The 14,309-nt window shown below is 70.8% G+C and carries 16 protein-coding genes; 6 read left to right on the top strand and 10 right to left on the bottom strand.

The features are described from left to right. Nucleotides 1-49: 49 nt before the first annotated feature. From FE374_RS17445 to FE374_RS17425, 5 genes are all read right to left on the bottom strand, one after another. Nucleotides 50-415, bottom strand: a complete 366-nt coding sequence (locus tag FE374_RS17445) for a nuclear transport factor 2 family protein (RefSeq protein ID WP_139930616.1) — start codon at nucleotides 413-415, stop codon at nucleotides 50-52. A gap of 55 nt (nucleotides 416-470) precedes the next feature. Next, the gene (locus tag FE374_RS17440; RefSeq protein WP_139930614.1) at nucleotides 471-821 is read right to left on the bottom strand and encodes an MmcQ/YjbR family DNA-binding protein; all 351 of its coding nucleotides are present in this window, start codon (nucleotides 819-821) and stop codon (nucleotides 471-473) included. A gap of 11 nt (nucleotides 822-832) precedes the next feature. Next, complete coding sequence (locus FE374_RS17435) at nucleotides 833-1,030, bottom strand: hypothetical protein (RefSeq protein WP_139930612.1); 198 nt, start codon at nucleotides 1,028-1,030, stop codon at nucleotides 833-835. Nucleotides 1,031-1,093: 63 nt separating this feature from the next. After that, complete coding sequence (locus FE374_RS17430; RefSeq protein ID WP_139930610.1) at nucleotides 1,094-1,672, bottom strand: dihydrofolate reductase family protein; 579 nt, start codon at nucleotides 1,670-1,672, stop codon at nucleotides 1,094-1,096. Between the two features lie 10 nt (nucleotides 1,673-1,682). Further along, nucleotides 1,683-2,276, bottom strand: a complete 594-nt coding sequence (locus FE374_RS17425) for a dihydrofolate reductase family protein (protein ID WP_139930608.1) — start codon at nucleotides 2,274-2,276, stop codon at nucleotides 1,683-1,685. Nucleotides 2,277-2,550: 274 nt separating this feature from the next. On the opposite strand from FE374_RS17425, the gene FE374_RS17420 reads away from it, so the two are divergent. From FE374_RS17420 to FE374_RS17400, 5 genes are all read left to right on the top strand, one after another. Continuing rightward, nucleotides 2,551-3,012, top strand: a complete 462-nt coding sequence (locus FE374_RS17420; protein WP_330998421.1) for an iron chaperone — start codon at nucleotides 2,551-2,553, stop codon at nucleotides 3,010-3,012. A 385-nt stretch (nucleotides 3,013-3,397) separates the two neighbouring features. After that, entirely contained in the window at nucleotides 3,398-5,254 is a 1,857-nt protein-coding gene (dnaK, locus tag FE374_RS17415) for a molecular chaperone DnaK (protein WP_139930606.1), read from the top strand. Continuing rightward, nucleotides 5,251-5,910, top strand: a complete 660-nt coding sequence (locus tag FE374_RS17410) for a nucleotide exchange factor GrpE (RefSeq protein WP_139930604.1) — start codon at nucleotides 5,251-5,253, stop codon at nucleotides 5,908-5,910. The genes dnaK and FE374_RS17410 overlap by 4 nt, the downstream gene beginning before the upstream one ends. Nucleotides 5,911-5,986: 76 nt before the next feature. Beyond that, a complete protein-coding gene (locus FE374_RS17405; RefSeq protein WP_139930602.1) occupies nucleotides 5,987-6,997 on the top strand; it encodes a DnaJ C-terminal domain-containing protein in 1,011 nt (336 codons plus the stop codon). Nucleotides 6,998-7,061: 64 nt separating this feature from the next. After that, nucleotides 7,062-7,490, top strand: a complete 429-nt coding sequence (locus FE374_RS17400) for a heat shock protein transcriptional repressor HspR (RefSeq protein WP_139930600.1) — start codon at nucleotides 7,062-7,064, stop codon at nucleotides 7,488-7,490. A gap of 122 nt (nucleotides 7,491-7,612) precedes the next feature. On the opposite strand, the gene FE374_RS17395 is transcribed toward FE374_RS17400, so the two are convergent. Both FE374_RS17395 and FE374_RS17390 read right to left on the bottom strand, forming a co-directional pair. Then, nucleotides 7,613-8,056, bottom strand: a complete 444-nt coding sequence (locus FE374_RS17395; RefSeq protein WP_223173571.1) for an HIT family protein — start codon at nucleotides 8,054-8,056, stop codon at nucleotides 7,613-7,615. Then, nucleotides 8,053-10,194, bottom strand: coding sequence for a prolyl oligopeptidase family serine peptidase (locus FE374_RS17390; RefSeq protein WP_139930597.1), 2,142 nt, complete (start codon nucleotides 10,192-10,194; stop codon nucleotides 8,053-8,055). Before FE374_RS17390 ends, FE374_RS17395 begins: the two co-directional genes overlap by 4 nt. A gap of 166 nt (nucleotides 10,195-10,360) precedes the next feature. On the opposite strand from FE374_RS17390, the gene FE374_RS17385 reads away from it, so the two are divergent. Then, a complete protein-coding gene (locus FE374_RS17385; protein ID WP_139930595.1) occupies nucleotides 10,361-11,479 on the top strand; it encodes an alpha/beta fold hydrolase in 1,119 nt (372 codons plus the stop codon). A gap of 129 nt (nucleotides 11,480-11,608) precedes the next feature. On the opposite strand, the gene FE374_RS17380 is transcribed toward FE374_RS17385, so the two are convergent. From FE374_RS17380 to FE374_RS17370, 3 genes are read right to left on the bottom strand one after another with little or no spacing between them, the layout of a single operon-like run. After that, a complete protein-coding gene (locus tag FE374_RS17380; protein WP_139930593.1) occupies nucleotides 11,609-12,847 on the bottom strand; it encodes an acetyl-CoA C-acetyltransferase in 1,239 nt (412 codons plus the stop codon). Beyond that, nucleotides 12,844-13,506: a CoA transferase subunit B gene (locus FE374_RS17375; protein WP_179957332.1), complete on the bottom strand. Its 663-nt coding sequence runs from the start codon at nucleotides 13,504-13,506 to the stop codon at nucleotides 12,844-12,846. Before FE374_RS17375 ends, FE374_RS17380 begins: the two co-directional genes overlap by 4 nt. Then, entirely contained in the window at nucleotides 13,506-14,285 is a 780-nt protein-coding gene (locus FE374_RS17370) for a CoA transferase subunit A (RefSeq protein WP_230978374.1), read from the bottom strand. Before FE374_RS17370 ends, FE374_RS17375 begins: the two co-directional genes overlap by 1 nt. Nucleotides 14,286-14,309 lie beyond the last annotated feature (24 nt).

Here is a 14,309-nt window from a genome sequence, read left to right as displayed (position 1 = left end):
GGCCACGACGGTCGCGGGTCAGCGGGTGACTCAGGCGCCCGCCCGGTAGTCACGTCCGAGGTCGTGCGGCGTCGTCGGAAAGCTCGACGGTGTAGGAGGTGATCGCGGTGACGACCGCGCCGTCGAACTCGAAGATGTCGCAGGAGGACACGGTGGAGACTCCGTCGGGCCCCGCGTAGCGGCCGATGGCGTCGACGGCTACGACGTCACCCGTGCCGGCGGAGACGAACCGCAGCCAGGTGGTCTCGACGTCGGCGTTCGCCTCAGCGGTGCCGCGGCAGGCTTCGATAATGGCGTCCCGGCCCTCGAGGAGCGCTTCACCGACCAGGGTCCAGCTCGCGTGCGGCGCGATCCGGTCGAACGTCTCCTCGAAGCGGTGCCCGGAGAAGGCGCGGGCCAGCTGCTCGTTGCTCATCTGGGTCTCCTCGACAGTGGGACTGGCGAACGAGGTGACGTCGGACCGGTCTGGCTCAGGTGGGGGGTCGGTCCCGGCGCGGCAGGCTGCCCACCACCGTCTCGTACGAGGCGTCGACCGCCTCGAGGATCTCCGCGTCGGGAATCGCCCCGCCCGTGGTCAGCGTGTTCCAGCCGGACCTGCCGATGTACGCCATGACGACGGCGTCGTCGGGGTAGACATGCAGCCACTCGTCCGCCTCCTCACGGGTGCGCCCACACTTGAGCCCGACGGCGCCGCGCGAGCCGTTCCCGAGGAAGGCGAAGATCTTAGGGCCGACCTTGACGACGACGTCGCCCGCCCACGGCTCGTCCTGCCAGGCCCCAGGCTTGCCCAGGCAGTAGGTGCGCAGCTCGTCGAAGGTCACCCGTGCGCCACCTAGGGGGTCCTGTTCGAGGCGCGCCGCTCGGGGTGAGGGCGGACATCGTGCACGTCCACCGCCCGTCGCGTGGCGCCGCCACGGGTGGCACGGCCGAAGAGGGCGTCGTGGGCGTCGCAGACGCCCACGTACTCGTCCTCGACGCCACGCAGCGGCGCCGCCGTCGAGCGTTGGCGCCAGACGGTCTGCGGGTCCATCTGCCCACGGTAGGCCGCGGTGCCTGTGCCCGCACCGCACAGGTGAGGGTGAATGGACTGTGTTCAGGCGTGCAGGGTGGGCCGGTACGTGAGCTCCAGGATGTGGCCATCAAGCGTCCGGCTCTCGATCAGCTCGAGGTCGAAGTCAGCGGCATCCTGAAAGATGGGCGCCTCCCCGGTCTGACCGGTGATCACGGGGAAGAGCGTCACCTGGACGCGGTCGACCAGACCAGCGGCCATGAGCGCCCGGTTCATCGACAGGCTGCCGTGGGAGCGCAACCGCACGTCGGACTCCGCCTTGAGCCGCGCGACGACGTCGATGGCGTCACCCCTGACGAGGGTGGCGTCCGGCCAGTCGAGCGGTTCTTCCAGCGTCGTCGACACCACGGTCGCCGGCAAGCTCCTCATCCGGGTGACCCATGGGTCACCGACGCCGGAACGCTCGGTGCTCGGGCCCAGCATCCGCACGAACTGCCGATAGGTGTTGGCCCCGAAGACCATCCGCTGCTCCTCGCCGTACAGGGCGAGGCGGTGGTCGAGCAGCTCGGGGCCTTGCTTGCCCCAGTAGCCGCCCCAGTCGCCGCGGTGGGAGCCGAAGCCGTCGACGCTGGAAAAGACGTCGAACGTGTAGGTGGCCGTCATGATCGTCTCCTCAAGTGTGGCTTGATCTGGTGTGGAGAGGCGGCCCCTCACGCTGGGCAAGGACGGTGGGCACGTACTCGAGGAGCTGAATCCGGCCGTCGAAGGTGCGGCTGGCGACCATCTCGAGGGCGACGTCGGGGTACCCGTCGTAGATCCGCTCTCGTCCGGCGCTGCCGGTGATCACCGGGAAGACCACCACCCGAAAGCGGTCGACGAGACCGGCGGCGAGCAGGGACCGGCACAGGGTGAGGCTGCCGATCGTGCGTAGCCCGGCGGTGTCGTCCTGCTTCATCGACCGGACCGCCTCGACGGGGTCCTTGGCGACCAGGCGGGTGTTGGCCCACTCCAGCGGTTCCTTCAGGGTTGAGGAGAACACCACCTTGGGCATCGCGGTCAGCTCGGCGGTGCCAGGCTCGTCAGCGGCCACGAAACCGGACATCAGCCGGTAGGTGGTCGCGCCCATCAGCGTGGTGAACTCGCGTTCCGGTGACTCGTCGAGCCACGCCAGGTACTCGGGCCCCTCGAGGCCCCAATAGCCGGGCCAGCCCTCGGCCGAGGCGAAGCCGTCGAGCGAGGTGATGAAGTCGACCAGCAGCTCTGGCATCGGGTTCTCCCTTCGCAGGGCTCTCCGTCATCGTTCACGCGGAAGTACCCCACGGCAACTTCATCGGCGCCGCCGTCCTGCAAAGACCGGGAACCACACGCGCATGTGCCGCGTCACGAGGTCGGTCAGGAACTGAGAAGCACGCTCCGCAAAGCCGCAGCTAATGTCACCAGAGAGCAGACAGGCCGGGGTGTCGTCCACCAAGGATCACCCTCGGCCCACCCGAACCGCAGGCGTCCGCCAACTGGCGGTGGGCGACCGAACGAGAGGACACATGATGAGCGCGACGCCAAGGCCGAAAGGAAAGAGCTCGGGGTTCTCCGAGGTCGAAAAGGCGGCGATGAAGCAACGCGCCGCTGAGGCGCGGGCGGACGCGCGCAAGGAGAAGGGCAGCGCCAAGGCCGAGGCCGATCGGCGCGCGGTCGTCGCGAGTATCGCCGAGATGCCCCAGCCCGACCGCGGACTCGCCGAACGCGTGCACGAGATCGTCACCAGCACGGCACCACACCTAGCCCCCAGGACCTGGTACGGCATGCCGGCATACGCCCTCGACGGGAAGATCGTGTGCTTCTTCCAGAGCGCGGCGAAGTTCGAGAGTCGCTATGCGACGTTCGGCTTCAACGACTCCGCGCAGATCGACGACGGCCACATGTGGCCGACGAGCTACGCGCTGACCCAGATCGGCGACGCCGAGGCTGCCGCCATCGAGGCACTCGTCAGGAAAGCGGTCGGCTGATCGACATCAGTCGCGGGATCGCTGGGCGGCTTCGCGCTCGGGTATTGACCCACGACGCCGGCGGGCCGGTGGCGCCGATCGTCTCGATCGCGGTGGCGGACGCGTCGACGGCGTACGAGGAGGCCATCCTCCTCCATCGAGAATGACGCCGGGCGACTCGGCCATCAAGGGCGTGCGCCCTCGACAATGTGGGGCTTCGACGCCCGCCCGGTCTCACGGCGCGGCTTCTGCATTGGGAACAAACTGCCCACCACCGTAGTTGAGCCACATAGACTCAAGTTCAGCCGCTACGGGTTGACATCTGCTCAAGACGACGCAGACTTGAGTGCATCTGACTCAACATGCCGGCGATCGTCGTCGGCCGCACGACGAAGGAGCTACGCACATGGCACGAGCAGTAGGGATCGACTTGGGCACCACCAACTCCGTGGTGTCGGTCCTCGAGGGCGGTGAGCCCACCGTCATCGCCAACGCGGAGGGTGCGCGGACCACCCCGTCCGTCGTCGCGTTCAGCAAGTCCGGCGAGGTTCTCGTCGGCGAGGTGGCCAAGCGGCAGGCGGTCACCAACGTCGACCGGACCATCAGCTCGGTGAAGCGTCACATGGGCACCGACTGGAAGGTGGACATCGACGACAAGACCTACACGGCGCAGGAGATCTCCGCCCGGGTCCTCGGCAAGCTGAAGAAGGACGCCGAGTCGTACCTGGGTGAGCCGGTCACCGACGCCGTCATCACGGTCCCGGCCTACTTCAACGACGCGCAGCGTCAGGCGACCAAGGACGCGGGACAGATCGCGGGCCTGAACGTGCTGCGTATCGTCAACGAGCCGACCGCCGCCGCCCTCGCCTACGGCCTGGAGAAGGGCAAGGAGGACGAGCTCATCCTCGTCTTCGACCTCGGCGGCGGGACCTTCGACGTCTCCCTGCTGGAGGTGGGCAAGGACGACGACGGGTTCTCCACCATCCAGGTGCGCGCCACCAACGGTGACAACAAGCTCGGCGGCGACGACTGGGACCAGCGTGTCGTCGACTGGCTGGTCAAGCAGGTCAAGAACAAGGACGGCGTGGACCTGGCCAAGGACAAGATCGCGCTCCAGCGGCTGCGTGAGGCGGCCGAGCAGGCCAAGAAGGAGCTCTCGTCCACGACGAGCACCAACATCTCCCTGCAGTACCTGTCGATGAGCGAGGCCGGCCCGATCCACCTGGACGAGAAGCTCACCCGGGCGGCATTCGAGGAGATGACCTCCGACCTGCTGGCCCGGACCAAGACCCCGTTCCACAACGTCATCAAGGACGCCGGGATCGCCCTCAGCGACATCGACCACGTGGTCCTCGTGGGTGGTTCCACCCGCATGCCGGCGGTCACCGAGGTCGTCAAGGAGCTCACCGGCGGCCAGGAGCCCAACAAGGGCGTCAACCCGGACGAGGTCGTCGCCGTCGGCGCCGCGCTGCAGGCCGGCGTCATCAAGGGCGACCGCAAGGACGTCCTGCTCATCGACGTCACCCCGCTGTCCCTCGGCATCGAGACCAAGGGTGGCGTGATGACCAAGCTCATCGAGCGCAACACGGCCATCCCCACGAAGCGGTCCGAGGTCTTCTCCACCGCCGAGGACAACCAGCCGAGCGTGCTCATCCAGGTCTTCCAGGGCGAGCGCGAGTTCGCGCGGGACAACAAGGCGCTGGGCACCTTCGAGCTGACCGGCATCGCGCCCGCCCCGCGGGGCATGCCGCAGATCGAGGTCACCTTCGACATCGACGCCAACGGCATCGTCCACGTCTCCGCCAAGGACCGTGGCACCAGCAAGGAGCAGTCGATGACGATCACCGGCGGCTCCGCGCTGCCCAAGGACGAGATCGACCGCATGATCAAGGAGGCCGAGGCCCACGCTGCCGAGGACGCCCAGCGGCGCGAGGAGGCGGAGGTCCGCAACACCGCCGAGCAGCAGGTGTACTCCACCGAGAAGCTCCTCACGGACAACGCCGAGAAGCTGCCCGAGGCGGTCACCTCCGAGGTGCGCGACGCCGTCGACGCCCTGAAGAAGGCGCTCGAGGGTGACGACCTCGAGGCGGTCAAGTCGGCGCAGGCGGACCTGACCACCAAGAGCCAGAAGATCGGCGAGGCGCTCTACGCTCAGCAGTCGGCCGAGACCGCCAACCCCGGCCCCGACGGCGCCGCCCACGGTTCCGCCGCGGACGAGGACGTCGTCGACGCCGAGATCGTGGATGACGAGGAGAACAAGTGACCGACGTCAACCGCGAACGCGAGGAAGAGGTCGACGTCGAGAAGCCCGTAGTGACCGACAAGCGCCGGATCGACCCGGAGACCGGGAAGGTCCGCCAGCCCGACGCCGCAGCCGGGACGACGGCGGAGCCCGGGGCCGCCGCGGCCGCTTCGGCCGCGGGGCCCGGCACCGCCGGTGGACCGGCGACCGAGAGCGGGCCGGACCCGCTCGAGGCCGCCCGGGCCGAGTCGCTCGACCTGGCCGACCAGCTCGCCCGACGCAACGCGGACATCTACAACCTTCAGCAGGAGTACAACGCCTACGTGCGCCGCTCGAAGGCCGAGGTGGCCAACCACAAGCAGGCTGGCGTGCACGACGTGGTCGAGGCGCTGCTCGGCGTGCTGGACGAGCTGGAGCTCGCCCGTCAGCACGGCGACCTCACGGGGCCCTTCGCGGCGATCGCGGAGAAGCTCGAGGGGACGCTGCGGCAGCGGTTCGACGTCGAGCGGTACGGCCAGGTGGGCGAGGAGTTCGACCCCGAGGTCCACGAGGCGCTCATGCACCAGGCGGACCCCGCCGCGACGGCCACGACGGTCTCGCAGGTGCTCCAGCCCGGCTACCGTGCCGGGGAGAAGGTGCTGCGCGCCGCGCGCGTGGGCGTGACCGGCCCGCAGTGACGGCCGAGAACCATGAGGGCCGGTGCCGCGGCGGGTTTCCCGCCGCGGCACCGCACGATCGAGGAGGTGAGGCGAGATGACCGGCCAGGACTGGCTCGAGAAGGACTTCTACGCCACCCTCGGCGTCGCGAAGGACGCCGACGCCGACACGATCAAGAAGACCTACCGCAAGCTCGCCCGTAAGTACCACCCGGACCACAACCCGGGGGACACCAAGTCCGAGGAGCGCTTCAAGTCTGTCGGTGAGGCCTACGCGGTCCTCTCCGACCCCGAGCAGCGCAAGCAGTACGACGCGCTGCGCGCCATGGCCGGCGGCGGGGCGCGCTTCTCCGCCGGGTCCGGTGGCGCCGGCGGCGCCGGCTTCGAGGACCTCTTCGGCGGGATGTTCGGCCAGGGGGCCGGCGCGCCCGGCGGCACGCGGGTGCGCTACTCCGGCGGGCCCACGAGCACGGGCACCGGGACCGGCACCGGTGGCTTCGAAGACATCCTCTCGGGCATGTTCGGCGGTGGCGGCTTCGGCTCGCGCCGGCGGGCGCAGCGCGGCGGCGACATCACGGCGACGACGAAGCTGCCCTTCCGGCAGGCGGTCACCGGTGCCACCGTCCTGCTCACCGTGGACGGTCGCACCATGACCACTCGCATCCCGCCCGGGGTGCACGACGGTCAGAAGATCCGCTTGCGCGGCAAGGGACAGCCAGGGACCGGGGGCGGCGAACCCGGCGATCTCATCGTGGCCGTGCAGGTGGAGCCCCACCCGGTGTTCTCACTGGACGGCAAGCACCTGCGCATCACGGTGCCCATCACGTTCGACGAGGCCGCCCTGGGTGCCACGATCGACGTCCCCACGCTCGACGGGCGCACGGTGAAGGTCAAGGTCCCGGCGGGTACGCCGTCGGGCCGGACGCTGCGTGTGCGGAGCAAGGGCCTGAACATCCCCTCCGCGCCCGACGGCGACCTCCTCGTCACCGTCAACGTGGTGGTGCCGAGCCGGCTCAGCAGCGCGGCGAAGGCCGCGGTCAAGGCGTTCGCCGAGGCCAATGACGGGGTGAATCCCCGGTCCGGGCTGGCCGAGGCCGCCGCGAAGTGATCCCGTGGCGGGCCGGTGACCTCCGGCCCGTCACGGCGAAGTGCAGATACCGGAAGGAGGGGCCATGACACCGACGAACCCGCGCGAGGACGCACCCGTCCTGACCATCTCGGTGGCCGCGGAGCTCGCCGGCATGCACCCCCAGACGCTCCGCCAGTACGACCGGGTCGGGCTCGTGGAGCCGCGGCGCACGCCCGGTCGCGGACGGCGGTACAGCCTTCGTGACGTCGCCATGCTTCGAGAGGTTCAGCGGCTGAGCCAGGAGGAGGGCGTCAACCTCGCCGGGATCAAGCGGATCCTGGACCTGGAGCGCGAGCTCGCCCGGATCCGCGCCCAGCTCGACTCGCTACGTTCGGTGGTCGACCCAGGCCACCGCATCTTCGCGGCAGGCCCGACAGGTGACGTCGTCGCCGTGCCGCGCGGCACGCGGGTGCGCCGGGTGACCACCAGCAACGGCGGTGCCCTCGTGCTCTGGCGACCGACCCAGAACTGACTGCCTTCCAGCGGGGGCCCTCAGTCGCGGCGCCCCATTCGCGGCGATGTCAGGCTCGCCGAGCGGCAGGTCGGGCCCAGGAGAAGCGGTGGGAGGTCTGCGACGGAGAGCCGGGGGAGGACCTACCGCCCCAAGGCACCGCGCAGCTTGGTCGCCGCCTCGTCGAGCTCGTGCCGCGTGGGCGGGTGATGCCGCTCGTCCGTGATGCGCAGGCCGTCACCGCGAAACCGCGGAATGACGTGCAGGTGCACGTGGAAGACGTGCTGGCCGGCGGCGGCACCGTCCGACAGGTGCAGGTTCACGCCGTCGGACCATGCCGGGTCGTGCCGCAGGGTGGTCGCGATCTCCTGCGCCAGCTTCCACATCGCCGCGCCTGTCGCGTCAGGCAGGTCCGCGAGACCCACGACGTGTGTTCGTGGCACCACGAGCACATGCCCAGCGTTGACCGGCTGGTGCGTGAGGAACGCAAGCACCTCATCGTCCGCTCGCACAATGCTCGCGGGTTCGGCACCACTGGCGATCTGGCAGAACACGCACTCCCCGGCGCCGCCGTCCGCGACGCTCACGTCAACCGCTGCCAGAGGAACTCGAACGCAAGCGCCTGCATGAACGCCGCCTGCGCGTTGGTCGCCGCACCGCCGTGCCCGCCCTCGATGTTCTCGTAATAGGTGACGTCCTTGCCGGCCTCGAGCATCTTCGCCGCCATCTTCCGGGCATGCCCGGGGTGGACGCGGTCGTCGCGGGTCGAGGTTGTGAACAGCACCGGCGGGTGAGCCACGGCCGGGTCGAACAGGTGGTAGGGCGAGAACGTGCGGATGAACTCCCACTGCTCGGGCGCGTCGGGGTCGCCGTACTCAGCCATCCACGACGCCCCGGCGAGGAGGTGCGAGTACCGCTTCATGTCCAGCAGCGGCACCTGGCACACCACGGCGCCGAACAGCTCGGGGTACCCGGTCAGCATGTTGCCCACGAGCAGCCCGCCGTTCGACCCGCCCTGCGCGCCGAGGTGCGCAGGGTCCGTCACACCGCGGGCGACCAGGTCGCGGGCGACGGCGGCGAAGTCCTCGTACGACCGGTGTCTCTTCTCCTGCAGCGCCGCCTGGTGCCAGGAAGGTCCGTACTCGCCCCCGCCGCGGATGTTGGCGACGACGTACACCCCGCCCCGCTCGAGCCACGAGCGCCCGACCGAGCCCGAGTACCCGGGAAGCCGGGAGATCTCGAACCCGCCGTAGCCCGTGAGCAGCGTCGGCGCGGGACGCACCTGCGCGTCATCGGCCACCGGTTCGCGTGAGACCTGGAAGTAGGGCACGCGCGTGCCGTCCGCCGAAGTGACGAAGTGCTGCTCGACGTGCAGCCCGGTCGCGTCGAAGAACGCCGGCAACGCCTTCAGCGGCTCGACGGCGGTGGTGGCGCCGTCGGTGTCGAGGTCGAGACGCGACAGTGTTGTCGGGGAAAGGAAGCCGGAGGTGGTCACCCACAGGGCGTCCTCCTCGTCCGGGTCCACGGCGCCGACGGCGATCGTCGCCAGCTCGGGGAGCTCGACTCGCGTGCTACCGCCGCCGAGGTCCAGCGGTCGCCGGCGCCAGGGTGCCCCGGCGCCGGTGGGCGGGGTGAGCACCTCGAGCCGGTTCGTGACGTCGTCCAGGATGTTGAGCACAAGGTGGTGGCGGGTCCAGCTCATGCCCGCCAGCGACGTCGTCGCCGTGGGGGCGTAGAGCACCTCGAAGTCCGGGGCACCGGCGAGAAAATCGTCGAACCGGACCGCGAGCAGCGCCCCGCCGGGGTACGTGCGTCCCGCCACCGCCCAGTCCTCACGCAGCTCGACGGTCAGCCACTCACGGTGCACGCCGGGCTCGCTCGAGCGCGGCACGTCCAACCGTGTGAGCACGTCGTCGTCGCCGAGCAGGTAGGTGTCGGAGTCGTAGAACGCGCGGGCCCGCACCACGAAGTCGCGCTCGAAGCCCGGGGTCGTGTCGTGCACGGCGGCGATGGACAGGTCGGTGACCTCACCGGCGAAGATCTCGGAGGACTCGGCCAGTGCGGAACCGCGCCGCCAGCGGCGCACGGTGCGGGGGTAGCCCGACGTCGTCATCGAGCCCTCGCCGACGTCGGTGTAGACGAACACGGCGTCGCCGGTGGCGTCGGCCCAGCCCATCCCGCCCTTGGACTCCGGGCGGCTGAACCCGTCCTCGACGAAGGACCGGGTCGTCAGGTCGAACTCGCGCGTGACGTCCGCGTCGGCGCCGCCGCGGGAGAGTGCGACCAGCGCGCGGGTCAACGACGGCCGGAGCACCCGGGCGCCGTGCCAGACCCAGCCGACCCCCTCGGCCTCCGCCAGGGCGTCGACGTCGATGAGGACCTCCCACTGCGGGTCGGCCGTGCGGTATGAGGCCCAGGTGGTGCGCCGCCACACCCCCCGGACGTGCTCGGCGTCGGTCCAGAAGTTGTAGAGGTGCGCGCCGCGCTGGGCGACGGCCGGGATCTTCTCGGTCGAGTCCAGCACCTGCAGGATCCCGCTGCGCAGCTCCTCGAACCGCGCCGACGCCGCCAGCGCCGCCTCGGCATCGGCATTGTGCTCCCGGACCCAGGCCAGCGGCTCGGTGCCGTCGACGTCCTCCAGCCAGGCGTACGGGTCGGCGGTCTCGACGCTGGTGGCGGCGTCGGACGCCCTGGTCGTGCCGTCGGGCGCGGTGGTGCTCGTCATGCCTGCTATCCCATCACGCGGCGCGGTCATGAGGGCGCACGGCAGCCAAGGCAGGGCGCGGACAGCCAGAACCCGGCACACCGGGCCGAAAGGCGGTACGCGGGCGATCTACGCACCTATCGTGCTGGCAGGGCGGCGACGGCGCCGTCGAAGTGGGGGAGAGACCATGACGGTTCACGAGTTCGACGTGACGACGGACCGGCTGCGCGTGCACGTGCGCGCGACCGCCGCCCTGGAGGACGGCGACCATGCCACCCTCGACGGCGACACCTGGGCCGCCCGCACCCGCGATCAGCCCACGGTGATCCTCGTGCACGGCAACTGCTCGTCGTCGGCGTTCTTCCAAGGTCTGCTCGAACGGCTGCCCGCCGGCCATCGCGGCGTGGCACCGGATCTGCGCGGGTTCGGCGACACGGAGCCCTTGCCCATCGATGCCACCCAGGGCATGGGTGACTTCGCCGACGACCTGCTCGCGCTCATGGTCGCGCTGGACATCGAGCGGGCCGACTTCGTGGCGCACTCCGCGGGCGCCGGCGCCGTGCTGCAGCTGGCCATCGACCACCCGGAACGGGTGGGCGCGATCGTGCTCGAGGCGCCGATGTCGCCCTACGGGTTCGGCGGCACCCGCGGCACCGAGGGGGCCCCGATCTGGGACGACCACGCCGGCTCTGGCGGCGGCACCGTGAACCCCGAGTTCATCGCCGCACTCGCGGCCGGCGACCGCACCGCCGAGCACCCGCACTCCCCGCGCAACGTCTTTCGTGCGTTCTACGTGGCCCCGAGCTTCTCCGGGGACGACGAGGACCTGCTCGTCGACTCCGTGCTCTCCACCCGCACCGGCGACGACCACTACCCCGGCACGGTCGTGCCCAGCGAGAACTGGCCGGGCGTCGCGCCCGGCACAACCGGCATGAACAACGCCCTCTCCCCGGCCTTCTTCGACGTCAGTGACGTCGCCGAGACACCCGGGATCGGGCCGGTCACCTGGATCCGTGGCGACGTCGACGCGATCGTCTCCGACGCCTCGCTGTTCGACTTCGGGCACCTCGGTGCGCTGGGCGCCGTGCCCGGCTGGCCGGGGGAGGAGGTCTACCCGCGCCAGCCGATGGTGGCCCAGACACGGGCCGTCCTGGACCGGTTCGCCGCCAACGGTGGGTCGTACGAGGAGGTCGTGCTCGAGGGCATCGGGCACAGCCCACACCTGGAGGTGCCCGACCGGTTCCTCGAGCTGCTCACCGGCGCGCTGGCCGCAGCCCGCGAGGTCGCGGCAGACCGCACGTCGTAGCGCGAGGCGGCACCACTGTTCCCGGGTCGCCCCAGCCGCACGCCGTCCGATCTCCCGCATCACCAGCGGACGGCGGCGAACGCCCGGTGCGTCAGTGACGCACCGGGCGTTCGTGGTCCCCTCGGGCGGTCAGGCTTCGAGGAGGAGTGCTTCGCCCTGTCCGCCGCCGCCGCAGAGGGCGACGGCGGCGCGTTGGACGTGGTCGGCGTGGAGCTGGTGGGCGGCGTGGACCACGAGGCGGGCGCCGGAGGCGCCGATGGGGTGACCGATCGCGATGCCGCCGCCGTGGGGGTTGACCTTGGCGGGGTCGACGCCGAGCTCGGCGGTGGACTGGGCGACGACGGCGCCGAAGGCCTCGTTGATCTCGACGAGGTCGAGGTCGTGGGCGTCCCAGCCCTGCCGCTTGAGGGCGGCCTCGATCGCCCGGGCCGGCTGGGCGTGCAGGGAGGTGTCCGGCCCGGCGACCTGCCCGGCCGCCCGCACGGTGGCCAGCACCGGCCAGCCCCGCTCGGTGGCCACCTGGCGGGTGGTCAGGACCACGGCGGCGGCGCCGTCGGAGATCGGGGAGGCGTTCCCGGCGGTGATGGACCCCTGCGGAGTGAACGCGGGCCGCAGCTTGGCCAGGGTCGCCACCGTGGTCTCGGGCCGGATGCCTTCGTCGGTGTCCACGACCGTCTGCCCCTTGCGGGTGGTCACGGTGAGCGGGACCACCTCGGGGGTGAACGTCCCGTTCTCCCACGCCTTGGCGGCGCGCTGGTGGGAGGCGGCGGCGACGCTGTCCTGCTGCTCTCTCGTCAGCGGGTAGCGCTCGGTGGTGTACCGCTCGGTGGAGGTGCCCATGGCCTCATGGTCGAAGGCGTCGGTGAGCCCGTCGTGGGCGGTGTGGTCCAGCAGGGTGACCGGCCCGTAGGCGTACCCGGCCCGCGAGCCCGGCAGCAGGTGCGGGGCGTTGGTCATCGACTCCATGCCCCCGGCGACCACGACCTCGGCCTCCCCGGAACGCAGCAGCCGGGCGGCGTCGATGACCGCGGTCAGCCCGGACAGGCAGACTTTGTTCACCGTGGCGGTGTGCGCGGACCAGGGGATGCCCGCGCCGATGGCGGCCTGCCGGGCCGGGTTCTGCCCGGCCCCGGCCTGCAGCACCTGACCCAGGATCACCGCCTGCACCGCCTCGGCCGGCACCCCGCCCTGGGCCAGCGCGCCGCGGATCGCGGCTGCACCCAGCTCGGTGGCAGCGAAGGACGCGAGCTGGCCGCGGAGCTTGCCCTGCGGGGTCCGCGCCGCACCGACGATGACGACGTCGGCGGGCCCCTGCCCGTTCGACGCGGCCCCGGCCGCTGGCGTGGTGATGGGGTCGGTGGCGCTCATGCCCGCACCCCCACGGTGACCAGGTCCGCGGCGACGGTCAGCGCCGGCTCGGTGCGCTCACGCACCTGCTCCACGGACACCCCGGGGGCGGTCTCGACCAGCACCAGCCCCTCGTCGGTCACGTCGATGACGGCCAGGTCGGTGATGATCCGGTCCACCACCCCCCGGCCGGTCAGCGGCAAGGAGCACTCGGTCACGATCTTCGCGTCACCGTTCTTGGCGTTGTGCTCCATCAGGACGATGACCTTCCCGGCGCCGTGGACCAGGTCCATCGCCCCGCCCGGGCCCTTGACCATCTTCCCCGGGATCATCCAGTTGGCCAGATCCCCTCCGGCGGAGACCTGCATGCCGCCCAGGATCGCCACGTCGATCTTCCCGCCGCGGATCATCCCGAAGGACAGGGCCGAGTCGAAGTACGCCGCACCCGGCAGGGTCGTCACGGTCTCCTTGCCGGCGTTGATCAGGTCCGGGTCCACGTCCGCGTCGACGGGGTACGGCCCGACGCCGAGGATCCCGTTCTCCGACTGCAGCACCACCTGCCGGCCGGCCGGCACGTAGTTGGGCACCAGGGTCGGCAACCCGATCCCCAAGTTCACGTAGGACCCGTCGGCCAGCTCCAGGGCCGCCCGCGCGGCCATCTCCTGCCTGGTCAGCGCCATCAGTTGCTCCCCTCACGCACGGTGCGCTTCTCGATCCGCTTCTCGATCCCGCCGCCCACCTCGACGAGCCGGTGGACGTAGATCCCCGGCAGGTGCACCTCGTCCGGGTCCAGCTCCCCCGGCTCGACCAGCTCCTCGACCTGGGCGATGCACACCCGCCCCGCCATCGCCGCCAACGGGGAGAAGTTCCGGGCCGCCTTGTTGAACACCAGGTTCCCGTGCCGGTCCCCCCGGATCGCGTGCACCAGGGCGAAGTCGGTCGTGATCGCCTCCTCCAGCACGAACTCACGGCTACCGCCGGCGAAGTCGAACATGCGCACCTCCTTGACCGGGGACGCCACCGCCACCTGGCCCGCGCCGTCGTACCTGCGCGGCAGACCACCCTCGGCCACCTGCGTGCCCACCCCCGTCGGGGTGAAGAACGCCGCGATCCCCGACCCACCCGCGCGCAGCTTCTCCGCCAACGTGCCCTGCGGGGTCAGCTCGACCTCCAGCTCCCCGGAGAGGAACTGCCGCTCGAACTCCTTGTTCTCCCCCACATAGGAGGCGGTCATCTTCGCCAGCCGCCCGGCGCCGAGCAGGATGCCCAGCCCCCAGTCGTCCACCCCGCAGTTGTTCGACACCACCTCCAGGCCGCTCGCACCCTGCGCCAGCAACGCCTCGATCAACGCGATCGGGTTGCCCGACAACCCGAACCCGCCCACCGCCAACGACGCACCGTCACCGATGTCCGCCACCGCCTCCGCGGCCGAACCCACCACCTTGTCCAACCCGTCCACGCCAGGACCTCCTCGTCGCTCGTG

This window comes from Georgenia yuyongxinii, from assembly GCF_006352065.1.
Lineage (GTDB): Bacteria > Actinomycetota > Actinomycetes > Actinomycetales > Actinomycetaceae > Georgenia > Georgenia yuyongxinii.
The sequence above is the reverse complement of the archived record's forward strand: the minus strand, read 5'-3'. Positions and strand labels throughout refer to the sequence as shown.

What these genes read in the sequence shown, in the direction of transcription:
- FE374_RS17445 (WP_139930616.1), bottom strand. Translation starts at nt 415, where the DNA reads ATGAGCAACGAGCAGCTGGCCCGCGCCTTCTCCGGGCACCGCTTCGAG.
- FE374_RS17435 (WP_139930612.1), bottom strand. Translation starts at nt 1,030, where the DNA reads ATGGACCCGCAGACCGTCTGGCGCCAACGCTCGACGGCGGCGCCGCTG.
- FE374_RS17430 (WP_139930610.1), bottom strand. Translation starts at nt 1,672, where the DNA reads ATGACGGCCACCTACACGTTCGACGTCTTTTCCAGCGTCGACGGCTTC.
- FE374_RS17425 (WP_139930608.1), bottom strand. Translation starts at nt 2,276, where the DNA reads ATGCCAGAGCTGCTGGTCGACTTCATCACCTCGCTCGACGGCTTCGCC.
- FE374_RS17420 (WP_330998421.1), top strand. Translation starts at nt 2,551, where the DNA reads ATGATGAGCGCGACGCCAAGGCCGAAAGGAAAGAGCTCGGGGTTCTCC.
- dnaK (WP_139930606.1), top strand. Translation starts at nt 3,398, where the DNA reads ATGGCACGAGCAGTAGGGATCGACTTGGGCACCACCAACTCCGTGGTG.
- FE374_RS17405 (WP_139930602.1), top strand. Translation starts at nt 5,987, where the DNA reads ATGACCGGCCAGGACTGGCTCGAGAAGGACTTCTACGCCACCCTCGGC.
- FE374_RS17400 (WP_139930600.1), top strand. Translation starts at nt 7,062, where the DNA reads ATGACACCGACGAACCCGCGCGAGGACGCACCCGTCCTGACCATCTCG.
- FE374_RS17390 (WP_139930597.1), bottom strand. Translation starts at nt 10,194, where the DNA reads ATGACGAGCACCACCGCGCCCGACGGCACGACCAGGGCGTCCGACGCC.
- FE374_RS17385 (WP_139930595.1), top strand. Translation starts at nt 10,361, where the DNA reads ATGACGGTTCACGAGTTCGACGTGACGACGGACCGGCTGCGCGTGCAC.
- FE374_RS17380 (WP_139930593.1), bottom strand. Translation starts at nt 12,847, where the DNA reads ATGAGCGCCACCGACCCCATCACCACGCCAGCGGCCGGGGCCGCGTCG.
- FE374_RS17375 (WP_179957332.1), bottom strand. Translation starts at nt 13,506, where the DNA reads ATGGCGCTGACCAGGCAGGAGATGGCCGCGCGGGCGGCCCTGGAGCTG.